This is a genomic window from Streptomyces cyaneochromogenes (assembly GCF_003963535.1).
Taxonomy (GTDB): domain Bacteria; phylum Actinomycetota; class Actinomycetes; order Streptomycetales; family Streptomycetaceae; genus Streptomyces; species Streptomyces shaanxiensis.
The window spans coordinates 8641042-8664676 of the sequence record NZ_CP034539.1 but is presented as its reverse complement, the minus strand read 5'-3'; the positions used below and the strand labels follow the sequence as shown (position 1 = coordinate 8664676).

The 23635-nt window shown below is 70.3% G+C and carries 21 protein-coding genes and 2 pseudogenes; 11 read left to right on the top strand and 12 right to left on the bottom strand.

Translation table 11 applies throughout. The features are described from left to right. The first annotated feature begins 277 nt into the window (after window positions 1-277). On the top strand, window positions 278-2104 hold the full coding sequence (locus tag EJ357_RS39210; protein ID WP_126396391.1) for an AMP-dependent synthetase/ligase: 1827 nt from the start codon (window positions 278-280) through the stop codon (window positions 2102-2104). Window positions 2105-2233: 129 nt separating this feature from the next. Then, a complete protein-coding gene (locus EJ357_RS39205) occupies window positions 2234-3070 on the top strand; it encodes an aldo/keto reductase (RefSeq protein ID WP_126396390.1) in 837 nt (278 codons plus the stop codon). 71 nt (window positions 3071-3141) lie between these two features. Here EJ357_RS39205 and EJ357_RS39200 read toward each other — a convergent pair whose 3' ends face one another. Further along, entirely contained in the window at window positions 3142-3753 is a 612-nt protein-coding gene (locus EJ357_RS39200; RefSeq protein WP_126396389.1) for a hypothetical protein, read from the bottom strand. Between the two features lie 125 nt (window positions 3754-3878). Here EJ357_RS39200 and EJ357_RS39195 point away from each other — a divergent pair, with 125 nt between their 5' ends. Continuing rightward, window positions 3879-4571: a glycoside hydrolase family 75 protein gene (locus EJ357_RS39195; protein ID WP_126396388.1), complete on the top strand. Its 693-nt coding sequence runs from the start codon at window positions 3879-3881 to the stop codon at window positions 4569-4571. 43 nt (window positions 4572-4614) lie between these two features. Here EJ357_RS39195 and EJ357_RS39190 read toward each other — a convergent pair whose 3' ends face one another. Continuing rightward, a complete protein-coding gene (locus EJ357_RS39190) occupies window positions 4615-5316 on the bottom strand; it encodes an SDR family oxidoreductase (protein ID WP_126396387.1) in 702 nt (233 codons plus the stop codon). 124 nt (window positions 5317-5440) lie between these two features. Then, on the bottom strand, window positions 5441-6349 hold the full coding sequence (locus tag EJ357_RS39185; RefSeq protein WP_126396386.1) for a class I SAM-dependent methyltransferase: 909 nt from the start codon (window positions 6347-6349) through the stop codon (window positions 5441-5443). Window positions 6350-6485: 136 nt separating this feature from the next. On the opposite strand from EJ357_RS39185, the gene EJ357_RS39180 reads away from it, so the two are divergent. After that, window positions 6486-7256: a phytanoyl-CoA dioxygenase family protein gene (locus EJ357_RS39180; protein WP_228472747.1), complete on the top strand. Its 771-nt coding sequence runs from the start codon at window positions 6486-6488 to the stop codon at window positions 7254-7256. A 110-nt stretch (window positions 7257-7366) separates the two neighbouring features. Here EJ357_RS39180 and EJ357_RS39175 read toward each other — a convergent pair whose 3' ends face one another. Beyond that, window positions 7367-9085 (bottom strand): glycoside hydrolase family 6 protein, encoded by a 1719-nt coding sequence (locus EJ357_RS39175; protein WP_126396384.1) that lies wholly within the window; start codon window positions 9083-9085, stop codon window positions 7367-7369. Window positions 9086-9452: 367 nt separating this feature from the next. Here EJ357_RS39175 and EJ357_RS39170 point away from each other — a divergent pair, with 367 nt between their 5' ends. Then, the gene (locus tag EJ357_RS39170) at window positions 9453-12368 is read left to right on the top strand and encodes a glycoside hydrolase family 48 protein (protein ID WP_126396383.1); all 2916 of its coding nucleotides are present in this window, start codon (window positions 9453-9455) and stop codon (window positions 12366-12368) included. 358 nt (window positions 12369-12726) lie between these two features. Then, window positions 12727-12891, top strand: a pseudogene (locus EJ357_RS39165) (cellulose binding domain-containing protein); the annotation flags it as partial. 44 nt (window positions 12892-12935) lie between these two features. Here EJ357_RS39165 and EJ357_RS39160 read toward each other — a convergent pair. From EJ357_RS39160 to EJ357_RS39145, 4 genes are all read right to left on the bottom strand, one after another. After that, the gene (locus EJ357_RS39160) at window positions 12936-13544 is read right to left on the bottom strand and encodes a DUF4352 domain-containing protein (protein ID WP_126396382.1); all 609 of its coding nucleotides are present in this window, start codon (window positions 13542-13544) and stop codon (window positions 12936-12938) included. 147 nt (window positions 13545-13691) lie between these two features. After that, a complete protein-coding gene (locus tag EJ357_RS39155) occupies window positions 13692-14156 on the bottom strand; it encodes a MarR family transcriptional regulator (RefSeq protein WP_126396381.1) in 465 nt (154 codons plus the stop codon). Window positions 14157-14295: 139 nt separating this feature from the next. Next, entirely contained in the window at window positions 14296-16206 is a 1911-nt protein-coding gene (locus EJ357_RS39150) for a rhamnogalacturonan lyase (protein ID WP_126396380.1), read from the bottom strand. A gap of 39 nt (window positions 16207-16245) precedes the next feature. Beyond that, window positions 16246-17214 carry a helix-turn-helix transcriptional regulator gene (locus tag EJ357_RS39145; protein ID WP_126396379.1) on the bottom strand — a complete coding sequence of 323 codons (969 nt, stop codon included), beginning with the start codon at window positions 17212-17214 and terminating at the stop codon, window positions 16246-16248. 39 nt (window positions 17215-17253) lie between these two features. Between EJ357_RS39145 and EJ357_RS39140 the strand changes: the two genes are divergently transcribed. Further along, window positions 17254-17733 (top strand): hypothetical protein, encoded by a 480-nt coding sequence (locus tag EJ357_RS39140; protein WP_126396378.1) that lies wholly within the window; start codon window positions 17254-17256, stop codon window positions 17731-17733. Then, entirely contained in the window at window positions 17730-18206 is a 477-nt protein-coding gene (locus EJ357_RS39135; protein ID WP_126396377.1) for a hypothetical protein, read from the top strand. Before EJ357_RS39140 ends, EJ357_RS39135 begins: the two co-directional genes overlap by 4 nt. Here the strand turns inward: EJ357_RS39135 and EJ357_RS39130 are convergent. The 3 genes and pseudogenes from EJ357_RS39130 to EJ357_RS50860 form a co-directional block, all read right to left on the bottom strand. Next, on the bottom strand, window positions 18175-18918 hold the full coding sequence (locus tag EJ357_RS39130; RefSeq protein ID WP_126396376.1) for a class I SAM-dependent methyltransferase: 744 nt from the start codon (window positions 18916-18918) through the stop codon (window positions 18175-18177). The two genes, EJ357_RS39135 and EJ357_RS39130, sit on opposite strands and share 32 nt — an antisense overlap. 5 nt (window positions 18919-18923) lie before the next feature. Continuing rightward, window positions 18924-19226: a 4a-hydroxytetrahydrobiopterin dehydratase gene (locus EJ357_RS39125; RefSeq protein WP_126396375.1), complete on the bottom strand. Its 303-nt coding sequence runs from the start codon at window positions 19224-19226 to the stop codon at window positions 18924-18926. A 363-nt stretch (window positions 19227-19589) separates the two neighbouring features. Beyond that, a pseudogene (locus EJ357_RS50860) lies at window positions 19590-20093 on the bottom strand (ADP-ribosylglycohydrolase family protein); the annotation flags it as partial. A 41-nt stretch (window positions 20094-20134) separates the two neighbouring features. Between EJ357_RS50860 and EJ357_RS39115 the strand changes: the two are divergent. After that, window positions 20135-20959 carry a helix-turn-helix domain-containing protein gene (locus tag EJ357_RS39115; RefSeq protein ID WP_126396374.1) on the top strand — a complete coding sequence of 275 codons (825 nt, stop codon included), beginning with the start codon at window positions 20135-20137 and terminating at the stop codon, window positions 20957-20959. On the opposite strand, the gene EJ357_RS39110 is transcribed toward EJ357_RS39115, so the two are convergent. Then, complete coding sequence (locus EJ357_RS39110; RefSeq protein WP_126396373.1) at window positions 20941-21366, bottom strand: hypothetical protein; 426 nt, start codon at window positions 21364-21366, stop codon at window positions 20941-20943. The two genes, EJ357_RS39115 and EJ357_RS39110, sit on opposite strands and share 19 nt — an antisense overlap. Window positions 21367-21683: 317 nt before the next feature. Between EJ357_RS39110 and EJ357_RS39105 the strand changes: the two genes are divergently transcribed. Then, window positions 21684-22547, top strand: a complete 864-nt coding sequence (locus EJ357_RS39105) for a helix-turn-helix domain-containing protein (RefSeq protein ID WP_126396372.1) — start codon at window positions 21684-21686, stop codon at window positions 22545-22547. Between the two features lie 77 nt (window positions 22548-22624). Continuing rightward, entirely contained in the window at window positions 22625-23440 is an 816-nt protein-coding gene (locus EJ357_RS39100; protein ID WP_126396371.1) for an SAM-dependent methyltransferase, read from the top strand. The last annotated feature ends 195 nt before the right edge of the window (window positions 23441-23635 follow it).

Genomic DNA, 23635 nt, shown 5'->3' with positions numbered 1-23635 from the left:
CAGAAGTGATGACAGCACGCTGCGGCTAGCATGATCGACAGGGCCCTAACCGGGTAATCGGGTCGTACAGATTCGGTGGAGATTACGGGCCCGAAACTTACTCAACCGTCAGTTTTCTGTCCGACCCTTCCGCATGTGAGCGCATTTTCCGGCCCTGACCAGTGCATACCTGAGCGGCCGTCGATTTCCGGCCCCCTCCCGCCTCGACGACGGGTGGGGTAGCTTTCACGGCGCTGAGCGGAGCGTCAGCCGAGGCAGTCGGAGCGGGGAGCGGGGTTTGCGCGAGTTCACCAACCCTCCGTTGGCGTTGGCACCGCCCGTGGGCGGCCTGGCCGACGTCGTTTTCGAGCATGCCCAGGACGACCCGTTGTATGTCGCCCTCGGCCGCAAGGACGACAGCGGGCAGTGGCGGGACGTCACCGCCGCCGAGTTCCGGGACGAGGTGCTGGCCCTGGCCAAGGGCCTCCTGGCCCGCGGCATCCGGTTCGGCGACCGCGTCGCGATCATGTCCCGCACCCGGTACGAGTGGACGCTCTTCGACTACGCCCTGTGGACCATCGGGGCCCAGGTCGTGCCGATCTACCCCACGTCCTCGGCCGAGCAGTGCTTCTGGATGCTGTACGACGCCGAGGTGTCGGCGGCGGTCGTCGAGCACGAGGACCACGCGATGACGATCGCCACCGTCATCGACCGGCTGCCCCGGCTGCACCAGCTGTGGCAGCTGGACTCGGGCGCCGTGCAGGAGCTGTACGACGCCGGCGCCCCCCTCGACGACGAGGTGGTCCACCGCCACCGGCAGGCGGTCACCCCCGACTCCGTCGCGACGATCATCTACACCTCGGGGACGACGGGCCGCCCCAAGGGCTGTGTCATCTCGCACGGCAACTTCATGTACGAGTCGGACACCGTCATCCAGCGCTGGGAGCCGGTGTTCCACTCCAAGAAGGGCGACGAGGCGGCGACCCTGCTGTTCCTGCCGCTCGCGCACGTCTTCGGGCGGATGGTGCAGGTCGCGGCGATCCGCGGCAAGGTCCGCTTCGGTCACCAGCCGCAGATGAACGCGGCCGCACTGCTGCCGGACCTGGCCGCGTTCAAGCCGACGTTCTTCCTCGCCGTGCCGTACATCTTCGAGAAGGTCTTCAACGCCGCCCGCCGCAAGGCCGAGAAGGAGGGCCGGGCCGGCGCCTTCGAGAAGGCTGTCGAGGTCGCCGTGAAGTACGCGGACGCCGTGGAGGCCAAGGCGTGGGGCGTCGGCCCCGGCCCCTCGGCGGGGCTGCGTGTGCAGCACCAGCTGTTCGACAAGCTCGTCTACTCCAAGATGCGGGCCGCGATGGGCGGCCGTATCAAGCAGGCGATGACCGGCGGTTCGGCGATGGACCGGCGCCTGGGCCTGTTCTTCGCGGGTGCCGGCGTCCATGTCTACGAGGGGTACGGCCTCACCGAGTCCACGGCCGCCGCGACCGCCAACCCGCCCTATCGCACCCGCTACGGCACCGTCGGCCAGCCCATCCCGGGCATGACCGTGCACATCGCGGACGACGGCGAGATCTGGCTGCACGGCGCCAACGTCTTCCAGGGCTACCTCAACAACCAGAAGGCCACCGACGCGGCCCTGCACGACGGCTGGCTGGCCACCGGCGACCTGGGCTCCCTCGACGAGGACGGCTACCTCACCATCACCGGCCGCAAGAAGGAGATCCTGGTCACCTCCGGCGGCAAGAGCGTGTCGCCGGGGGTGCTGGAGGAGCGCGTCCGCGACCATCCGCTGGTCGCCCAGTGCATCGTCGTCGGCAACGACCGCCCGTACATCGCGGCTCTGGTCACCCTCGACCAGGAGGCCGTCGAGCACTGGCTGATGATGCGCGACAAGCCGCAGATGACACCGGCGCAGCTGGTCCGCGACGCGGACCTGGAGACCGAGGTGCGGCGCGCGGTGGTCGCCGCCAACACCCTTGTCTCACAGGCCGAGTCGATCCGCACCTTCCGCATCCTCGCCCAGCCGTTCACCGAGGAGCACGGACTGCTCACGCCGTCGCTGAAGTTGAAGCGCAAGGCGATCGAGAACGCGTACGCGGGCGAGGTCGAGGCGCTGTACCAGGCGTGAGGCCGATTCCGGCCGCCCGGTTTCCCGCGGATTCGCTTCTGGCGGATTCTCCGGTCAGGAATGCATCGCGGCCCGTGATCGTTGACGATGGTGGTACCACCTGACGACAACCGTAAGGATCAAGAGCTCGTGAGCAGCAAGGTCCCCCCGATCATCCTCAACAACGGCGTCGAGATGCCCCAGCTGGGCTTCGGCGTCTGGCAGGTGCCGGACGACGAGGCGGAGCGCGCGGTCACCACGGCGCTGGAGGCCGGGTACCGCAGCATCGACACAGCGGCGATCTACGGCAATGAAGAGGGCACCGGCAAGGCCATCGCCGCCGCCGGCGTCCCGCGCGAGGACATCTTCGTCACCACCAAGCTCTGGAACGGCGACCAGGGATACGACTCCACGCTGCGCGCCTTCGACGTGTCGCTGGAGAAGCTGGGCCTGGAGTACATCGACCTGTACCTCATCCACTGGCCGCTGCCGGCGCGCGGCACCTACGTCGACACGTACAAGGCCTTCGAGAAGCTCCACGCCGACGGCCGCATCCGCGCGATCGGCGTCTCCAACTTCCTTCCGGAGCACCTTCAGCGGCTCATCGCCGAGACGTCGGTCATCCCGGCGGTCAACCAGATCGAGCTGCACCCGCACCTGCAGCAGCGCGCCTCCCGTGAGTACCACGCCGAGCAGGGCATCGCCACCGAGGCCTGGTCGCCGCTCGGCCAGGGCAAGGGGCTTCTGGAGGTTCCGGCGATCGTCGCCATCGCGCAGAAGCACGGCCGCACTCCGGCGCAGATCGTGCTGCGCTGGCACCTGCAGCTGGGCAACGTCGTGATCCCGAAGTCCGTGACGCCGTCGCGGATCGAGGAGAACATCGAGGTCTTCGACTTCAGCCTGGACGACGAGGACCTCGCGGCGATCAGCGCGCTGAACGAGGACCGGCGGATCGGCCCGGACCCGGCCACGTTCGACGTGGCCTGACACTCACCTCGCTACGACCGTACGCCCGCCGCTCGGCTGTCCGAGCGGCGGGCGTACGCGTAGGGGTCGCCTCAGTCGCCGCGTACGTCGGTGTGGACGACCTCGAACTCCTCCAGCCCGGTCACGGTCACATGAGCCTTGGCCGCACCCTCGTGCCGGGCCGCCGCCTGGCCCGCGCGGGACGCCGCGAGGGTGGCCTGGTCGACGAAGACCACTCCGACCATCCCGCGCCCCCGCTCCCGGTCGACCAGGAGGGACGCCCGGGCCAGGCCCTGCAGGGTTTCGAGCCTGGGGATCACCGACGCCTGGAACGTGTCGGCGAGCAGGTCGGTGTCCCTGGGGTCGAACTCCAGCCTGGTGACCCGCAGTCCACCGCCCGCCTGCGGCTGCCGGACCTGGTGGAAGACCAACGCCTCGTAGTTGTCGACGGCCAGGGTCCCCAGGAACGGCTCCAGCATCCCCGCCCGCCGTTCCCGCAGTACTTCGTCGCTGTTGTGCCGGGCCTCCTCCGTCTCCCACCAGCTCGCCGCGAGCAGCTTTCCGAGCGACCGGTCCACGAAGACACTCGCTCCGCGGTACCCCGGACGGTCCTCCAGCAGGTCCCGCCCTTCGGTGTTCAGTGCTCTGATGGCCGTGTCGATCTTCGTGGGATCGCCGGTCGTGTAGATGGCGCGTACGAACATGACACCTCCAGAAACCGGGGCGAATGTCCGAAAACCTTTCGACACGACCAGTCTTCTACGGGGTTCATGACACCGCAATCAGCACCTACGCGGATAAGGAAACTTTCCTGACAGAAGGGCCCTGCGTGCGCATCCGAACACTGACTCTGACCGCGGCCTCCGGCGCCGCGCTGCTGGCCACCGCACAGCTCCCGGCGAGCGCCTCCGGCAGGCCACAACCGCCACCCCTGGAAGGTTCGGTCCGCGCGGCCGACCTGCTCGCGAAGGTGTCGTCCTGTGCCCAGATCTCGAAGGGCAAGTACCGCACCGACCAGGGGGCCCCGGCCGCCGTTCCCGTGTGCGGCAAGCACGGCGCCGTCTTCTGGAAGGCCGACATGGACATCGACTGCGACGGCCAGCGCACCGACAGCTGCAACGAGGACACCGACCCCTGGTTCCAGCCCGACACGGCGTTCCACCAGTCCGACGGCAAGCCACTGCGGTCCGACACGCTGCCGTACGTCGTCGTCCCGGCCGTCAGCGGTACGTGGGACTACAAGGCGGCGGGCATCCAGGGCGGCGGCGTGGTCGCCGTCATCCACGGCGACCAGGTCCTGTACGCCGTCGTCGGCGACACCGGCCCCAAGGCGGTCATCGGCGAGGCCTCCTACGCCGCCGCCGAGGCCCTCGGCATCAACCCCGACCCGGCCACCGGCGGTACCGGCCCCGGAGTGACGTACATCCTCTTCAGGAACTCCAAGGTCTCGCCCATCGAGAGCCACGACGCGGCGGTGTCGCTGGGCGAGAGGCTGGCGAAGGAGTTCCTGCAGAGCAACTGACCTCAGAGCAACCGACCGCAGAGCAACCGACTGTGCAGTCCCGTCAGTTGGGCTGTCCGATCGGCCGTACGACGACGGTGTTGACGTCGACGCCCTCGGGCTGGCGGACGGCCCACACGACGGAGTCGGCGATCTGGTCGGCGGTGAGCAGATGGCCCGGCGGCAGGCTGCCGTAGGCGTCCCAGAACGGTGTCTCCACGCGGCCGGGCGCGATGAGGGTCACGCCGACGCCCCACTCGGTGACCTGCCGCCGGGTGTTCTCGGCGAGCCCGGTCACCGCCCACTTCGTCGCGCCGTAGATGTTGCCCGGCCCGTGCACGAAACCGGCGACGCTGCCGACGAGGACGATCCTGCCGCGGGTCTCCTTCAGGGCGTCGATGGAGGCGCGGATCAGCAGGGCCGGGCCGAGGACATTGGTCAGCACCATCTCGGTCCACCCGGCCGGGTCGCCCTCGGCGACCGAGTCGTGGGTGGCGAAACCGGCGTTGGCGACGACGGTGTCCAGCCGGCCGAAGGCCTTCAGCGTCGCGTCGACGGCCGCCTGGACCTCGCCGTACTCCGCCGTGTTCCCGACGATCGTCAACAGGCCCTCGGGCTCCCCGAGTTCCTCGGCGAACCCACGCAGCCGCGCCTCGCCGCGCCCGGTCACGGCGACACGGTGACCGGCGTCGAGAAGCTGCCGCGCGACCGCGGCACCGATGCCACTGCCGCCGCCGGTGATGAGTGCGACCGGAGAGTCGGTCATGGTTACCCCCTGTGTGTGGTGAACAGGGGGGAGTAGATCAGCTGGAGCGCTCTCGAAGTCAAGGGGCTTGGCATGGTGCCGGGGCTCGGCGCGGTGTCGCGTGCTCGGGGCTGTACTTGCCGGACTACCTCGTCCGCACCGCCGTGTACACCGTCTGTGCCGCGAGGACGAACACGTCGGGCCGGTGGTGGACGCTCGCCTTGTCGTCCGGGTCGAGGAGCTGGTCCAGGGTCGCGCGGTCGTCGGCGTCGAGGTGGTCGGCGAGGGCGTCGCGGGTGCGGGTCAGGGAGTCGACGATGTAGGCGCGGGCGCGGTCCGTGGTCGGGGCGGGCAGGTCGAGGAGGAAGGTGCGGGTGCCGGTGGGCCGCAGGCCGGCGGCGGTGAGCAGGGCGGGCCAGTCCTCGGTCTCGGAGACAGAGCCGGGCAGGTCCGTGCGCATCGCGGCGAACAACTCCTCCTCCAGGACGTCGAGGCGTGCCTGCAGCCCGGGCCGCCCGAAGCCGAGGTCGCGCGGGAGGAAGCGGGTCGGCAGGCCGCCTTCCTGCAGGGCCAGCGTGCCGCCGTGCGTGAGGCGGGCGGCGAACGCGGCGAGAGCGGCGCGCTGGTCGCCGAGGTGATGCAGACTGCGGCCCGCCCACAACAGGTCGGCCGGGTAGTCCAAGTCGTCCAGGACGCCCGGGAGTTCACCGGGGAGGGTGCCGAAGCGGTCGGCGACACCGAGCCGCTCGGCCCGCGCCCGGGCCCGCTCCAGGAGCGGCTCGGAACCGTCCACGGCGACGATCCTGGCGCCGGGGAAGGTGTCGGCGAGCAGGCAGGCGACGACGCCGGGCCCGCTGCCCGCGTCGACGATCAGCCCCGGCTCGGTCTGCCGCTTGGCCAGCCAGGCCAGGGCGTGCTCGTACAGGGGCGTGAACAGCTCCGCCTCTGCCTCCAGGCGCGGAGCCATCGCGCCCCAGTCGATGTCGGAGTGGTCGTGATGACGGTGTCCGGCCTGGTGGTCTCCGTGGTGGGTTCCGTCGTTGGTGTGCGCCATGCTCGCCAGCCTCTCCTTCGGATGGGGACAGCGTGCGCCGACGCACCGGCGCGGGGCCAGTGTCGTTGCCGTAGCGGCAAAACGGCGGCACAAAAATGGGATGCGGGCCCGACGGCCGATCACTCACGATGGCCCGATGGACGACGAGATGGTGGAGCGCTTCCTTCAGGACGGATTCGTGCGGATCGAGGGCGCTTTCCCGCCACGTGTCGCCGAGCACTGCGCCCGGATGCTGTGGCGGGAGACGGGGTACGACCCGCAGGACCCGGGCACCTGGAAGGACCCCGTGTACTGGGTGTACGACATGGCACAGGGCCCGTTCGCGGCCGCCGTGAACACGCCCGTGCTGCACGAGGCCTTCGATGTGCTGGTGGGTGAGGACCGCTGGCAGTCGCGCTACTCGCTGGGCAGCTTCCCGCTGCGGTTCCCGCACGAGGAGGAACCGGACGACGCGGGCTGGCACATCGAGGGCAGCTACGTACCCGAAGGCGCCGAGCACCCGCACACGAACCTGCACTCCAAGGACCGCTCGCTGCTGATGCTGTTCCTGTTCAGCGAGGTCACCGAGGACGACGCCCCGACCCGCATCCGGGTCGGCTCGCATCTCGACGTACCGCCGGTGCTGGCACCGTACGGCGAGGCCGGCGCCTCCTTCCTGGAGCTGGGTCCGAAGGTCGCCGAGGCCTCCGCCCACCGCCCGCTCGCGTACGCCACCGGCAACCCCGGCGACGTCTACCTCTGCCACCCCTTCCTGGTCCACGCCGCCCAGCCCCACCACGGCACCCGCCCCAGGTTCATGGCCCAGCCACCCCTGCACCCGACGGTGCCGCTGGAGCTGGAGCGGGCGGACGGCAACTACTCGGCGGTGGAGTTCGCGATCCGCCGGGGCCTGGCCAGAGAGAACTGACCGACCCCGGCGGAGTACAACGCCCTGGAGGCGCGCGGGGCTGCATCTATGTGCGGCTCCGCCGCGCGGGCGCGACCAGCCACATCGGCCCCGCAGCCGCAGTCGACGCGCTACGACAGCGGCGGGTACGCGTTCTGCATCAGCTGCTGGAACTGCGCCGAGAACCAGTGCCCCGACAGCGGAGCGTTCGGCAGCGAGCCGGACATGTTGTTGCCGTTGCGCGGATTACCCGTGTAGGTCGGGTCGCACATCCGGTCGAAGCCCTTGCCCTCGTCGTTCGGGATCTCCTGGCTGGCCCCGTCGGACTCACCCGGCGGCTTGATCCAGACGTACGCGTCGATCCCGGCCGCCGGGTTGGCCTGCGGGCGCTCACCGAGACCGGCACCGGACTGGTTGCACCAGTTCCCGGTGTTGAGGCGGCGGTCGTAGCGGCCGCCGTTCACGTACGCGTCGACGTCGGTCATCGGACCGGGACCGGCGGGCCGCGCCGAGCCGCCCCAGCCGTTCCTCGACGTGTCGATCAGCATGCCGATACCGGAGTTGAAGCCGGTCGTGACCAGCTGCTGGCGGAACGCCTGCGCGAAGGACAGCTCGTCGGTGTACCGGTTCCAGTCGACCCACTTCGACTCACGGACCGACTTGCCGCCCACGGAGTCGTTGATGGTGAAGTTGTTCTCCTTCAGGGCGCTGTAGTTGGCCGTGTTGGCGATGAAACCGTGCACGTCGTTCACGGTGGCGCCCTCGGAGGTGGCGGCCTCCTTCATCACGGCGGCGCTGGGGGCGAAGTTGTCGTCCCAGCCGATCCAGCCGTGGTGGCCGGCGTCGATGTAGTTGTAGACGTTGGGCGCGTCGCCGAGCTTGTTCAGGGCGTAGCCGACGCCCTTCTGGTAGTTGCCGTTGGCCTTCATCACGTCGCACTGCGGGGTGGCCGTCGGCCGGCTGCCGGTGTTGGTGACGAGGTTCGGCAGCGAGTCGATCTCGATCGTGGTGACGATCCGCAGCGCGGCGTACTTCGGGTCGGCGAGGATCGCGGCGATCGGGTCGATGTACTCCGTCTTGTAGCGGCCGAGCTCCGTCGGGCCGAGCTCGCCGTTGGAGGCGAGGGCGGAGCAGTCGCGGCCCGGCAGGTTGTAGATGACCAGCTGGACGACCAGCTCGCCGGAGCCCTTCTGGATCAGGGCCGCGTCGAGGTGGTCGCGCAGGCCCATGCCGCCGTTCACGCCGTTGATGGCGGCGATCCGGTCCAGCCACACCCCGGTCGGCTGGTTCGCGATCCGGCTGCCGCCCGGCTCGGCGGCGGCGTTCGCGGACCACTCCGGGTTCACGTACACCTTGGCTCCGGAGTACGGGTTGTCGACCTTGGGGCCGGTCGGGTCGGGGTCCGGCGGATCGGTGGGGCCGCCGCCGTCGTCGACGTTGCAGGTCACGCCGTCGAGGGTGAAGGCGGCGGGGATCGCGTTGGTGCCGCTGTAGGAGCCCTGGAAACCGAAGCTGACCGAACCGCCGGTCGACAGGGTCCCGTTGTAGGTCTCATTGGTGGCGGTGACAGCGGCGCCGCTCTGGCTGATCTTCGCGTTCCAGCCGCTGGTGACCTTCTGGTTTCCGGCGTACGACCACTTCACCGACCAGTCGGACTTGGCGGCGCCCTGGTTGGTGACCGTCACGGCGGCGGTGAAGCCGGTGTCCCACTGGTTCTGCACCTTGTACTCGACGGTGCAGGGGACGGCCGCCGTGCCGATGTCCTCGGGGGCGCTCGCGGCGAGTGCGGTCCCCGAGGCCCCGGCGACCAGCGCCAGGGCGGCGAGCATCGCGGTTCTGGTACGACTCATGAGTGCGGGTTCCTTCTTGGTTGCGGGTGCTGACGGTCCGTCCGTGCAGGGCGCGCAAGAGGCAAGGAGGAGGTGCCGGCGACGGCTGAATGTGCTGAACACGGGGGGTGTCGCATGAGCGACTCCTTGCAGACCCGGCGCGCCGTGACGGACGCGTCGACTGATGGAATCGCTCCCACTGGTGTTTTTGAAGCTAGCGCCAAGTGACGGTGAAGGACAGGGGAGTTGCTGACTTTTGCTCAACTGAACTCGTCGAATCTTTTCGACTCTTCAAGCACCTTGACCCCTTGCACCCCCGTCCCCACTATGGGAGCGCTCCCACTGGTTCAGGCCTTGACTTCTCCGAGCCGCAAGGAGGAACCAGCACGTGCATCCCCCACGCAGACGCGGCGCCGTACGACGGTTGTGGACGGCCGTCGTCGCGGCCCTGGCGCTTCCCTTGACGATGCTGAGCACAGGATCGACGCCCGCTCAGGCGGCGGCGGTTCAGTGCAGTGTCGACTACAGGACCAATGACTGGGGTTCCGGCTTCACCGCGGACCTGACGATCACCAACCGCGGCGCGGACCTCATCGACGGCTGGACGCTGACCTACAGCTACACGGGCAACCAGAGGCTCGGCAACGGCTGGAACGGCACCTGGTCCCAGTCCGGCCAGTCGGTCACCGTGCAGAGCGCCGCCCACAACGCGCGGATCGCCGCCGGGGCAGCCGTCACCACCGGCGCGCAGTTCGCCTACAGCGGCAGCAACGCCGCCCCCACGAACTTCGCCATCAACGGCACCACCTGCACCGGCGCCCACCAACCGCCCATCACCGTGCTGACCAGCCCGTCGGCGGGCGCCGTCTACTCGCAGGGCGACGCCGTCCCGCTCGCGGCCACCGCCGCGGCCGCGGACAACGCGACCGTCAGCAAGGTGGAGTTCTACGACAACACCACACTGCTGGGCACGGACACGACGGCGCCGTACTCGCTCTCGGTCTCAAGTTTGACCGTGGGCAGTCATTCGCTGCTCGCCAAGGCGTACGACAGCCTGGGCGCGTCCGCGGAGTCCACGCCGGTCGGCATCACCGTCGCCTCGGGTCCCGCCGTGGTGGCCTCGCCGACCCAACTCCCGGTCCAGCCGGGCAAGACGGCCACGTACGACGTCAGGCTGTCGACCCAGCCGTCGTCCGACGTCACCGTCACCACCGCCCGCACGAGCGGCAACTCGGGTCTGTCGGTGACGGGCGGCGCCTCGCTCACCTTCACGCCCTCGAACTGGAACACCGCCCAGAAGGTGACCATCACCGCCGCCGCTTCCGGCACCGGCTCGGCGACCTTCGAGTCGACGGCCACGGGGCACGCGAAGGCTTCGGTCACGGCGACCCAGATCGCGGCGACGAAGGCGTACGACGCCCGCTTCCTGGAGCTGTACGGCAAGATCACCAACCCGGCGAACGGTTACTTCTCACCCGAGGGCATCCCCTACCACTCGGTCGAGACGCTGATCGTCGAGGCGCCGGACCACGGTCACGAGACCACGTCGGAGGCCTACAGCTACCTTCTGTGGCTGCAAGCCATGTACGGCAAGGTCACGGGCGACTGGTCCAAGTTCAACGGCGCCTGGGAGATCATGGAGAAGTACATGATCCCGACCCACGCCGACCAGCCGACGAACTCCTTCTACAACGCCTCGAGGCCGGCGACCTACGCGCCCGAGCTGGACACACCCAACGAGTACCCGGCGAAGCTCGACGCGTCGGTCTCGGTCGGCTCGGACCCGATCGCCGGTGAGCTGAAGAGCGCGTACGGCACGGACGACGTCTACGGCATGCACTGGCTGCAGGACGTCGACAACGTCTACGGCTACGGAAACTCGCCGGGCAAGTGCGAGGCCGGGCCGACGGACACCGGGCCGTCGTACATCAACACCTTCCAGCGCGGCGCGCAGGAGTCGGTGTGGGAGACGGTTCCGCAGCCGACCTGCGACCAGTTCAAGTACGGCGGCAGGAACGGGTACTTGGACCTGTTCACCGGTGACGCCTCCTACGCCAAGCAGTGGAAGTTCACCAACGCCCCGGACGCCGACGCGCGTGCGGTGCAGGCGGCGTACTGGGCGGACAAGTGGGCCGACCAGCAGGGCAAGGGCGGCGACATCTCCGCGACCGTGGCCAAGGCCGCGAAGATGGGCGACTACCTGCGCTACGCGATGTACGACAAGTACTTCAAGAAGGTCGGCAACTGTGTCGGGCCCTCGTCCTGCCCGGCGGGCACCGGCAAGGACGCCTCGTTCTATCTGCTGTCCTGGTACTACGCGTGGGGCGGTGCCACCGACACTTCCGCGGGCTGGGCCTGGCGCATCGGCTCCAGCCATGCCCACGGCGGTTACCAGAACCCGATGGCCGCGTATGCGCTCAGCTCGTATGCCGATCTGAAGCCCAAGTCGGCGACGGGGCAGGCGGACTGGGCCAAGTCGCTTGAGCGGCAGGTCGAGTTCTACCGCTGGCTGCAGTCCAGCGAGGGCGCGATCGCGGGCGGTGCGACCAACAGCTGGGCGGGCCGTTACGCGACCCCGCCCGCCGGCAGGTCGACCTTCTACGGCATGTACTACGACCAGCAGCCCGTCTACCACGACCCGCCGTCCAACCAGTGGTTCGGCTTCCAGGCGTGGTCGATGGAGCGGGTGGCCGAGTACTACCAGCAGACGGGGAACGCGACCGCGAAAGCCGTCCTCGACAAGTGGGTCGACTGGGCGCTGTCCCACACCACGATCAACCCGGACGGCACGTTCCGGATCCCGTCGACGCTCCAGTGGTCGGGCCAGCCCGACACCTGGAATGCATCAAGTCCGGGCGCCAACAACGGACTTCACGTCACCGTCGCCGACTACACCAACGACGTCGGCGTGGCGGCCGCGTACGCCAAGACCCTGACGTACTACGCCGACCGCTCCGGTGACACCGCGGCCGCGTCCACGGCCAAGGCGCTCCTCGACGGCATGTGGGACAACCACCAGGACGCCCTGGGCATCGCCGTCCCGGAGACCCGGGCCGACTACAACCGCTTCGACGACGCGATCCACGTCCCGAGCGGCTGGACGGGCACCATGCCGAACGGCGACGCGATCAACTCGTCGTCGACGTTCGACTCGATCCGCTCGTTCTACGAGGACGATCCGGCCTGGTCGAAGATCGAGGCGTATCTCGCGGGCGGTGCGGCGCCGTCGTTCACGTATCACCGGTTCTGGGCCCAGGCGGACATTGCCTTGGCCATGGGTTCGTACGCGGAGCTCCTCGAATAGACCGCCCCGCCGGGCGCTCCGCGTAGATGCCGTGTTCTGTCTGCCAGTCCACTGTGGCTGGTCGCGCCCACGCGGCGGAGCCGCATATGGATACCGCCCCGCGTGAAGGACAAGGGGCGTGACAGCGCACGGCGTCAGACGGGCGGCCCCCTCCGCACTCGGGGTCGCCCGTCTTCCCCCCACATCCCGGAAAGGACCCCTCGTGCGAAGAACCCGCATCCTCACGGCGGTTCTGGCGCTCGCGGGCGGTCCGCCCGCCCTGGCCGCCGACAGCGCCTCGAAGGTGACGCTCGCCGCCGACTCCTGCACCTGGAAGAACGCCCGTATCGACGGCGGCGGTTTCGTGCCCGGCATCGTCGAGTACACGCAGTCGGGATCGTCGGTGACCGCGAAGAACGTGGGCTGGAACGGGAACGTGGCGGCCGGGTCGTCGGTGAGTTTCGGGTTCACGGGGAGCTGGTCGGGGGCGAACGCGAAACCGACCGTGTTCAAGGTGGGCGACCAGAGCTGTGCCGTGGGCTGAGCCCGAGGGCGCGTGCCGTCTCAGGCACGCGCCCTCCGTCTCTCCTACAGCTTCCACTCCCCGACCTGCTGGGCGAAGCCCGAGTCCATCGCGAACGTGACCGTGGCCGCCTTCGACGCCTTCGGCACCTCGAACACGACCCAGCCCAGCGCCTTCGCGCCGGGCTTCAGCCGGACGTCCGACGACATGGACGGGCCCGCCGAGATCTCGGCAAGAGTGGTCCCGAACTGCTGGCCCTGGTCGTCGGTCATCTTCGCCGAGTTGTCGGGAGCGTCGGAGTAGACCTTGGTGCCGGTGTTGACGAGCTGGAACTGCACGCCGATCCACCGGTTGCCGTCCTCAGGGGCGAAGAACTCGTCCCCGGACTTGGCGTTGTCGACGACCTTGACGACGGTGACATCCAGTCCGCTGCCGCTCTCCATGCCCTTCAGGGCAAGCGTGTCGCCGACCTTGGCGACGTCGGGCGCCGCACTGCTCTTCTCGGCGGCGGGCTCCTTCTCCTTGCCGCTGTCGGCCTTCGCGGAGGCGTTCGCCTTCGGCTTGTCGACGATCTCGTCGCCGGAGCCGGAGCCGGTGCCACAGGCGGTCAGACCGATCGCGGCGACGGCGGCGGCCGCGGTGGCGGCGAGGCGAATGCGGGTGTGGTGGAACATGTTCTCCCCAGGTTCTCGGTAGTACGCATGTGAAGGACCCGTGAAGAACTTGCATGGTTGTACGGTTCACCGAAAAAACTCGGCCCCCTGAAGCAACCTGGCGACCCGTTACACCGTCCGCCGGTGCACGACTGCCCGCGGTGTCCGTCAGTCGGGCAGGTTGCCGTCGCCGCCCAGGTTGGCGACCATGCGGCGCAGGACGTTGATGGTGGTCACGAAGTCGGCCGTGTCGATGCCCTCGTGTGTCTGCTGATGCACACGCAGGTTGCGCTCCCTGGCCCGAAGGCGCCCCTCCTCCCCCGCCTCGGTCAGAGTCATGGCTCCCGCGTTCTCGGTGAGCCAACCCCGGGCGACGAGGTCGTCGAAGACGCCGTCGAAGTCGATCCCGAGGTCCTCGTACTTCGTCAGCCGCTCGATCAACGTGGCACGGGTCCACCTGCCCGGATCCCCGGCGACGTGATTGAGCGTCCACCAGTGCGGCTGTGTGAGGTCCTCCACCGCCAACTGCGCACGGATGGCCCCGACCACCAGCCGGTACGCCTCGCCGCTCCACGCACCGATCGGCTGGGCGGCCAGCTCTTCCCGCGCATACTCCCTGAGCGCCACGCTCACTTGTCATCCCTCCCTCAAGCGATCACCAGAACGCGATCACCGTAGAACCTCAAGTCCAGTTGAGGTCAACAACGGCGGCCGTCGCGGGAGTTCGGACGGCCGCCGTCGCGTATCGCCGGAGCGGACCGCTCCCTCTTGCTCAGGGCGTGTACACGGTCGGCCGGGGCGCCGTGGCCATGCCGTTGCCGATGAAGAAGCTCGGGTGCGGCGGCTGGTTGTAGGCCGTGTTCTGCCAGGCCAGACCCGTGCGGTACATCGGGTCGTGGAGCAGGGTCGTGATCTTCGTGTTCGTCTCGTACGGCGTCGAGTGGATCCGAAGCGCCGTGTTGCCGCTCGTGCGCCAGATGACCTCTTCACGCCAGTCGCCGAGGATGTCGCCGGAGAGGACCGGCGTGGCCTTGGTGCCGTTGTTGGAGGAGACGCCGGAGCCGGTCAGCAGGCGGGTGTCAAAGGACGTGCCGTACTTGTCGATGCGGGTGCCGTCGAGGAGTTCGCGGACGGGGTCGCCGTCCCACCAGGACAGGAAGTTGACGGAGGACGGCTCACGGCCCTTGGTGGCGCCGGCCTCGTCGCGGACGGAGGAGTCGGAGGCGGACCACACCTCGGCGCCGTCGTTGCCCGCCCAGATGTCCCCGGCGACTCCGCGGCCGTTGTCGCAGCAGGCGGCGAGGGACCAGTTCACGGTCCCGTTGGCCGGGTTGATGTACAGCTCGGCCGGCTGGGACGTGGACTCCGAGACCTTGAAGTACTCCAGGCCCGCGCGCGAGGGGTCGAGGTCGCCGAGGTGCTGGGCGTCTCCGTGGCCGGTCTTCGTCGTCCACAGGCCGTAGCCGTTGTCGTCGACGGCCATCGCACCGTAGACGATCTCGTCCTTGCCGTCGTTGTCGACGTCCCCGACGGACAGACTGTGCGAGCCCTGGCCGTCGAACCCCTTGCCGGTGTTGGTGGAGGAGTTGGTGTCGAAGGTCCAGCGGCGGGTGAAGCCGCCGCCCCGCCAGTCCCAGGCGGCGATGACCGTACGGGTGTAGTAGCCGCGCGCCATGATGAGGGAGGGGCGGGCGCCGTCCAGGTAGGCGGTGCCGGCGAGGAACCGGTCGACCCGGTTGCCGTACGAGTCGCCCCACGAGGCGACCGAGCCGCGGGCCGGGACGTAGTCCACCGTCTGCATCGCCTTGCCGGTCTGCCCGTTGAACATGGTGAGGTACTCGGGCCCGGACAGGATGTAGCCGGACGAGTTCCGATGGTCGGCCGACGAGCTGCCGATCACCGCGCCCGTGCCGTCCACCGTGCCGTCGGCCGTCTTCATGGCGATCTCGGCCCTGCCGTCGCCGTCGTAGTCGTACGCCTGGAACTGCGTGTAGTGCGCGCCGGAGCGGATGTTGCGGCCCAGGTCGATGCGCCACAGCCGGGTGCCGTCGAGCTTGACGCCGTCGACGAACGTGTTGCCGGTGTAGCCGGACTGGGAGTTGTCCTTGGCGTTGGTGGGCTGCCACTTGAGGACGATGTCGAGGGCGCCGTCGCCGTCGAGGTCGCCGACGGAGGCGTCGTTGGCCTCGTAGGTGTACGCCACTCCGTCGGGGGTCGTGCCGCCGGCCGGTGGGCTGATCGGGACGTCCTTGTAGCCCGGGCGGAACTGGACGGCGTGGACCGAGTCGCCCTGCTCGACGCCTCCGACGATCGCGCGGACGGTGTAGTCGGCCTGTTCGGGGGCGCCGGAGTGGAAGTAGTTGGTGGAGCCGGTGATCGGGGTCGAGTTGACCTTCGTACCGGCGCGGTAGACGTTGAAGGAGACGTCGTTCGGGTCGGTGCCCAGCCAGCGCCAGCTGACCAGGTTGCCACTGGCCGTGTGGACGCTGACCACGCCGCGGTCCAGCTTCTCGACCTGGCGGGCGGTGGCGGCCATGGGGGCCCCTCCCGCGCGAGTCAGTTCGAGCGTGGGGGACGTGCCGACGCCGTTGAGGGTGGTGAGTCCGGCGGCGACGAGCGCGACGGTGGCGCCCAGCGCGGAGATGACGGCCCTTCGTCTGCGGTGCTTGTGCGGGTGCTGCACGAGGCGTACCTCCTGAGAGGACGGACGGATTCCGAATCCTCAGTGGTCGCCGCGCACCGCGAAGTTGCCGTATCTTTCGGCCAGTTCGGCGGCCGTACGGGCGATCCGCTCGCGCAGCTCCGGCGGCTGAAGCACCTCGACGTCCGTGCCCAGGCGCAGGAACTCGCCGTGCGCGTGGTCGATGGACTCGATGGGGACGGTGGCCCGGATCCAGCCGTCGTCGTCGGTACGTCCGTTCGCGGCGGCGGCACGGGCGAGCGGCCCGGCGAGCGCGGCTCCCGGGGCCAGCCGCACCACCGCCTCCGCGCGGTGGAGACGGTCGTGGAAGTCCCGCTGGTACGCCTTCCAGTACACGGTCAGGTCGAAGTCCGCCGGGCGGGTGAACTCCTCGTCGGACGCGGTGAGTTCGAGGATCTGGTCGACGCGGAAGGTGCGCGGTCCGGGCCCGGCGACGACATACCAGCGGCCCGCCTTGAGGACCAGGCCGTACGGCTCCAGGCGGCGCTCGACGTCGGTGGGCTCGCGCCAGCGTCGGTAGACGACGTGCAGCACCCGGCTGTTCCACACCGCGTCGGCGACCGCCGGGAGGAACGGGGCCTCGTCGCCGTCCGCGTACCAGCCGGGGGCGTCCAGGTGGAAGCGGCCACTGATCCGGTCGGCGTGGGCGCGCAGCTCCGCGGGCAGGGCGGCGCGCACCTTGAGCTGAGCGGCGGCCAGCACGGAGCCGAGGCCGAGCTCGGCGGCCGGTCCCGGGACGCCCGCGAGGAACAGCGCCTCCGCCTCGTCGGCGGTCAGCCCGGTGAGCCGGGTGCGATAACCGTCCAGCAGGCGGTAGCCCCCGGCGTGACCGGCATCGCCGTACAGCGGCACGCCGGCCGCGCCCAGCGCCTCCACGTCCCGATAGACGGTGCGCACGGACACCTCCAGCTCCTCGGCGAGCTGGGCGGCGGTCATCCGGCCCCGGGTCTGGAGGAGGAGCAGGATCGAGACGAGTCGGCTGGACTTCACTGACACATGGTGTCAGTGAAGCGGCCCTAACGTCCTGCCATGAGCTTCACCGAGAAACTGCTGACGGTGCCGCCGCCGATCGAGGTGGGTGGGCGGCACATCAAGCGCTACCACGTCACCACCGACCCGGCCGGCATCGCCCCGGAGGTCGAGAAGGCGGCGTACGCGATCCTGCCGGACCTGCTGCCGGAGCCGGACGGCACGCCCCCGGCGACGTTCGTGGTCCTGCACCGGGGCGGGGACGACGGCGCCTACCTCAACGCCTACAGCTGGGTGTGGGACAACGTCCTGCACTTCAAGGGCGCCGCGGCGGGCCAGCCGGTGCTCGGCTGCCCGGACAACGACCCGACGCACTTCGTCACCCCCGACCTGCCGTGGATCGGCTGCGTCTGGGAACTCCCGCCGATCCTGCACGAACGGGACGCCTGGGTACGGCATCTGCTGGCACCCGAAGTCCCCGACCTGAAGGCCTACTTGGCCGACTCGCTGCCCGAAGGAACCACTGGAGACCGCACATGAGCAGCCCGCACGACTTCGACTTCTTCCACGGCGACTGGGACGTCGTCAACCGTAGCCGCGCCGACTTCCTCGACCCGGACAGCGACTGGGTGGAGTTCCCGGCGACCAGCCGCTGTTGGCCGCTGTTCGACGGCGCCGCCAACATCGACGAGATCGACATGCCGCACCTCGGCTCGAAGGGGCTGACCCTGCGCCTGTTCGACCGGGAGACCGAGCAGTGGTCGCTGACCTGGTCCTCCAGCCGCACCGGCAAGCTGTTCCCGCCGGTGTTCGGGCGCTTCGAGGGCGAACGCGGCGAGTTCCACGGCGAGGACACCCACGACGGCAAGGACGTACGGGTGCGGTTCGTCTGGTCGGGCATCTCGGCCACCACGGCCCGCTGGGAGCAGGCGTTCTCCGTGGACGGCGGGGACACCTGGGTGGCCAACTGGGTCATGGAGTTCACCCGGGCTTCCGGAACGCCCGGAGCGTGAACACCGGGTCCGGTCGGGGTCGGTCCTGGTCCGGGAGGCGGGCCAGCCGGGCGGCGAAGTCGTCGGCGCGCGCGTCGCCGGGCGGGAGGGTGACGAACCAGCCCCGGCGCAGGTCGGCGATGGTGCGGCGGGGGCTGCGGCCCTGGCCTCGGCCCGTGAAGCCGGACTGCCCGGCCGGGACCAGGCCGTGGTCGAGGGCGTACGACTCGACGCGCGCCGCCTCGTCCCGGGCGGGGCGGTGCGGGCGGGAGGCCATGACGGCGTCGATGTCGCTGCCCACGTTGTGCGCGGCGGCCTTGTCGACCGTGGTGACGTAGACCCCGCCGGGCCGCAGCATCCGCGCGCACTCACCGACGGTGGCCCGCACGTCCTCGTCCGTGCGGGCCAGGTGCAGCAGCCACACACTGCTCACGGCGTCGAACCGGCCGCCCGGGAACGGCAGCCGGCGGCAGTCGGCGAGCACGACGGTGCCGGGCATGCGGGCGGCGGCCTGGCGGGCCATGCCGGGCGCGAGATCGACGCCGGTCACGCACAGGCCCTCCCGTCCGGCGGCGAGCCGCCGCGTCACGATGCCGGTGCCGCAGGCGACGTCGAGCAGGCGCCGGGTCCCTTCCGGCACAAGTCCCAGCACGGCCTCCGCCGCGGCCGCCGCCCTGGGCTCGCCGCCGCGCGAGGCGTCGTACCGCTCCGCTTCCTTGTCGTAGTCCAGCACGCGCGTCAGTGTGCCCCGTGACCAGGGGCGAGCTCCTCGATCTTCCCGGCGAGCAGGAAGTCCCGTTTGGTCACGGCGCCCACCGTGTGGGTGTTCACGGTGAGGGAGACCGTGTTGTAGCCGAGGGTGAGGTCGGTGTGGTGGTCGAGCTCCTCCTGGACCTGGGCGATGTGCACGACCATCGCCGTGGCCGCGAAGTGCGAGGGGAGCCGGTAGGAGCGGGCGATGCGGTCGCCCTCCTGCGACCAGCCCGGCAGCTCCGCGAGCCGGTCCTCGATCTCCTTCTGCGACAGCGGTTCGAGGGGCATGGCCTCGCTCCTTCCTGCACCGGCGGGTTCGTCTTCAGCGTGCCACAGCCTGGACGCGGCGGCCCTGGTCAGACGGGTTCCCCGAAGGTCGGCGCCGCACGCCTTCGGCCGCCAGGTCATCGGCCGGCGCGGCGATCCGCGCCCGGCCCTCGACCTGCTCCAGCCACTCGTGCGGCAGGCCGAGGCCACCGTGGCGGACGCCCAGGAGGTTGCCGCAGACGGAGCCGGTGGAGTCGCTGTCGCCCGAGCGGTTGACGGCCGGCAGCTGGGGGTGCCGCCAGGCCCTTCAGGCACTGGGGGAGCGTCCCGCACCGAGGGTGCGACGAGCGCGCAGTACACGCCGATGGCGAGGGCCTGCTCGGCGAGCCAGCCCTCCCTCAGCGACTCGACCTTCTCCGCGGTCGGTGCGCCCTGCTCGGCCAGATCGACGGCCTCGGTGAGCGCGGCCGAGGTCTCCTCGTGGCCGGGGTGGCGCCGCAGCAGCCGGAGCGTGCGCAGGACCGCGCCCTCCAGGGAGTCGCCCGCGACCAGGTGCGCCACGATCGCGGCCGGCGCGCCCGCGGCGTCGTAGCCGGTGGGGTGGCCGTGGGTGATCTGGGCGGCGCGGGCTGCCATCGCGATCCGTCGGGCCTGGATGAGGGCCTCGGCGGTGAAGAGGGTCATCTGGGTGTCGTCGCTGATCCGGGCCACGTCGCTGTCACCGGCGAAGAGGAATCCGGTCACTCCGCGCTCTGCGTTGGCGGCACGGATCAGGTCCAGCGAACTGGACTCGACCGGGTAGCCGAGGGCGTCACCGACGGCCCCGCCGAGCAGACAGCCACGTACCGGGCCCGTTACACGGCCTCGCCCGCCAGGGACGACATCCACGGCTCGTTCATTGCGCGCGCCCCTCGACTACGGTCGTACTCATGACCATTGTCCCGCCCGGCGCCGCCGCCCCCGCCCCCGCCGACCACGGCGTCGGCCCCCTGCTGCGGGCCTGGCGCGAGCAACGGCGAGTCAGCCAGCTGGAGTTGGCGCTGCGGGCGGACTCCTCGGCGCGCCACATCAGCTTCATCGAGACGGGTCGTTCGCGACCGAGCGAGGAGATGGTGCTGCGGCTGGCCGAGCACCTGGACGTGCCGGTACGGGAGCGCAACGCGCTGCTGCTGGCCGCCGGCTACGCCCCGCGCTACCCGGAGACCCCGCTGGACGACCCGGCGCTGGACGCGCTGCGCGCGGGCATGGAGCGGCTCATCCAGGGCTACGAGCCCTACCCGGCCCTGGTGGTCGACGCGATGTACAACGTCCACGCCGCCAACCGGGGCATCCTGACGCTGCTCGACGGCATCCCCGAACACCTCCTCACGCCCCCGCTGAACGCGATGCGTCTGACCCTGCACCCGGAGGGCCTCGCGCCGCGCATCCGCAACCTGCGTGAGTGGCGCGGGCATCTGCTCGCCCAGATGGACCGGCAGATCGCGCTGCGCCGCTCCGAGCCGCTGCGCCGGCTGTACGAGGAGGTGGCGGCGTACCCGGTCCCGGAGGAGACGCGCGCCGCCGAACCGGCCGAGCCCGTCCCGTACTTCGCGCTGCCGATGCAGATCGAGCACGAGGGCCGCGTCCTGTCCTTCATCTCCTCCATCTCGACGTTCAACACCCCCATGGACGTGACCGTCGCCGAGCTGGCCATCGAGACGCTGCTCCCGGCCGACCCGTCGACGGTCAAGTACCTTCAGTCGCTGATGCCCTGACGGGCCTTCAGTGCGGCGTACTGCAAGACGGCGAACCCGGCGACGGTGAGCGCCTGCAGCACGGTCCACACCGCGCCCGCCGCGGTCGGCGACAGCCACACCGCGAGGGCGACCATGCTCAGCGCGGCCCAGCCGAGGTTGGCCTCGATCACGGCACGCACCGGCAGCGCGGCAGGGCGGGCCCGGGAGGCGAGCAGCCCGACGGCGGCCGCGTACACCGTGAGGAAGGCGCCGAGGCCGAGGAGCAGCCCCGAGTCGACACCGAGGAGGCGGCCGAGCGGCCCGGACACGGCGAGGTAGGCAATCCCGTTCGCCCCTGTCACCACCGCGTCCAGGGCCAGGAAACGGCGCAGCACGGTCTGCGGGTCGGAGGTCCGGGCGAGCGCGGCGAGCGAGGTGGCGGACATGGTGAATCACCCTCCGTCGGGGTCGGGTCGAGGTGGCGGACCGAGGTTCCGGGACGGAGTGCGCCGCCCCGGAACCCGGTGACTCCACGATCCCGTGTGACGGCGACCGGGTCGATTACCCGCAAGGTAATGCGGACCTGGCGAATCAACCGGGCTGCGGGCAACGCCCTCAGGGGCGCGGGGCTGTATCGATCTGCGGCTCCGCCGCGTGGGCGCGACCAGCCCCCACGCACCCGCACCCGGCACACAACAGTGACCACCCCACCGCTTCCCCGTAACATGGCGCCCGTACTTTCGGCGCGTAGGGGAGGCGTGGCGTGAGTGAGCGACGACCCGCTCCCACCGTGGGCCAGGTGGTGCTCGGCAAGCGCCTGCAGGAACTGCGGGAGGCGGCCGGCCTCGGGCGCGACGAGGCAGCCCGCGTACTGCGCGTGGCCGCGGCGACCGTACGCCGGATGGAGACGGCCGAGGTCGCGCTGAAGATCCCGTACGTACAGGTGCTGCTGGAGACGTACGGCGTCGCGGAGGACGAGACCGCCGCCTTCGTCGCCCTGGCCGAGGAGGCCAACCAGCCGGGCTGGTGGCAGCGGTTCCACGACGTGCTGCCGGACTGGTTCAGCCTCTACGTGAGCCTGGAGGGCGCCGCCCGCATCATCCGCTCCTACGAGCCGCACTTCGTGCCCGGTCTGCTGCAGACCGAGGGCTACGCGCGTGCGGTGATGGCGGCCGGGACGATCGGGCAGGCGGGACCCGAGACCATCGAACGGCATGTGTCGCTGCGCATGGCACGGCAGGGGCTGCTGGAGCGCCCCGACCCGCCGCACCTGTGGGTGATCATGGACGAGACGGTGCTGCGGCGCCCGGTGAGCGACGACGGTGCGGTGATGCGCGAGCAGTTGGACAAGCTCCTGGAGTTCGCCGAGCGCGACCGCGTCACGCTGCAGATCGCCGAGTTCGCCTCCGGCCCGCACCCGGGGACGTACGCCCCCTTCTCCCTGTTCCGGTTCGCCGAGCCGGAGCTGCCCGACATGGTCTACACCGAGTACCTCACCGGCGCCCTGTACCTGGACTCCCGCAAGGAGGTCGCCGCGCACCTGGAGGTCCTGGACCACATGTCGACGGCCGCCGCGTCGGCCGAGCGCACGAAAACGATCCTGCGGGAGTGCCGCGAGGACGTCTGACCGGCGCACGGCAACCTTCCGGCCCCGGCCGACGACCTGTCCACGACCACAGACGAGCCCCGAGGAGAACACACCGCATGACCGGATCCGAGTCCGCGCCCACCCGCCTCGACACCAGCCGTCCGCACCCGGCCCGCGTCTACGACTGGTGGCTGGGCGGCAAGGACAACTACCCGGTGGACGAGGAGCTGGCCCGGAAGATCCTCGCCGTGGACGGCGCGGTCCTGCGCGGGGCGCGCGCCAACCGTCGGTTCATGCACCGGGCCGTACGCACCGTCGCCGAGGCCGGGATACGCCAGTTCCTGGACATCGGCACGGGCATCCCCACCGAGCCCAACCTGCACCAGGTCGCGCAGGGAGTCGCCGCGGAGTCCAAGGTGGTGTACGCGGACAACGACCCGATCGTGCTGCGGCACGCGGAGGCCCTGCTGCACGGCTCCGCCGAGGGCAGCACCACCTACGTGCATGCCGACGTCCGTGACGTCGACACCCTGCTGGGCCGGGCCGGCGAGTCCCTGGACTTCGCCGAGCCGGTCGCGCTGTCGCTGGTCGCGCTCACCCACTACCTGGGGGAGGACCCCGACGGCGACGACGTGTACGGCCTGCTGGAGAAGTACGTCGCCGCGCTCGCCCCGGGCAGCTATCTGATCCTGTCCCAGGTCACCCCGGACCTGAGCCCAGAGGCCATCGAGCAGGCGGCGAACCACTTCCGGCGCAGCGGCACCCCCTTCTTCCCCCGGTCACTGGCCGAGTTCTCGCGCTTCTTCGCAGGGCTGGAGCTGCTCGGCCCCGGTGTCATCCCCGTGTACGGCTGGCGCCCGGAGCAGGTGGACGTGGCGGCCCAGGCCGAGGGCATCGTGCCGGTCTACGCGGGGGTCGCCCGCAAGCCCTGATCCGCGCCGGTGCCGTGCGGCGGTTACCCGTACGGGTGCGGTGAAGGGGTGCGCTCCCGCGCCCCGCCCTAGGTTCGGACCAGGGCCCGTCTGGCAAATTCCCGTCGTCCGCCCGAAGGGCGGGCCCCGCGGCGTCTGGTGCGTGCCATCGCAAGGCGCCGGAGCGCCCTCGATGGGGGTGCCCCCGCGCGAGCC

What these genes read in the sequence shown, in the direction of transcription:
- EJ357_RS39200 (WP_126396389.1), bottom strand. Translation starts at nt 3,753, where the DNA reads ATGTTCGTACGCGCCATCTACACGACCGGCGATCCCACGAAGATCGAC.
- EJ357_RS39160 (WP_126396382.1), bottom strand. Translation starts at nt 13,544, where the DNA reads ATGTTCCACCACACCCGCATTCGCCTCGCCGCCACCGCGGCCGCCGCC.
- EJ357_RS39100 (WP_126396371.1), top strand. Translation starts at nt 22,625, where the DNA reads ATGACCGGATCCGAGTCCGCGCCCACCCGCCTCGACACCAGCCGTCCG.
- EJ357_RS39185 (WP_126396386.1), bottom strand. Translation starts at nt 6,349, where the DNA reads ATGGCGCACACCAACGACGGAACCCACCACGGAGACCACCAGGCCGGA.
- EJ357_RS39180 (WP_228472747.1), top strand. Translation starts at nt 6,486, where the DNA reads ATGGACGACGAGATGGTGGAGCGCTTCCTTCAGGACGGATTCGTGCGG.
- EJ357_RS39190 (WP_126396387.1), bottom strand. Translation starts at nt 5,316, where the DNA reads ATGACCGACTCTCCGGTCGCACTCATCACCGGCGGCGGCAGTGGCATC.
- EJ357_RS39135 (WP_126396377.1), top strand. Translation starts at nt 17,730, where the DNA reads ATGAGCAGCCCGCACGACTTCGACTTCTTCCACGGCGACTGGGACGTC.
- EJ357_RS39175 (WP_126396384.1), bottom strand. Translation starts at nt 9,085, where the DNA reads ATGAGTCGTACCAGAACCGCGATGCTCGCCGCCCTGGCGCTGGTCGCC.
- EJ357_RS39125 (WP_126396375.1), bottom strand. Translation starts at nt 19,226, where the DNA reads ATGCCCCTCGAACCGCTGTCGCAGAAGGAGATCGAGGACCGGCTCGCG.
- EJ357_RS39110 (WP_126396373.1), bottom strand. Translation starts at nt 21,366, where the DNA reads ATGTCCGCCACCTCGCTCGCCGCGCTCGCCCGGACCTCCGACCCGCAG.
- EJ357_RS39115 (WP_126396374.1), top strand. Translation starts at nt 20,135, where the DNA reads ATGACCATTGTCCCGCCCGGCGCCGCCGCCCCCGCCCCCGCCGACCAC.
- EJ357_RS39140 (WP_126396378.1), top strand. Translation starts at nt 17,254, where the DNA reads ATGAGCTTCACCGAGAAACTGCTGACGGTGCCGCCGCCGATCGAGGTG.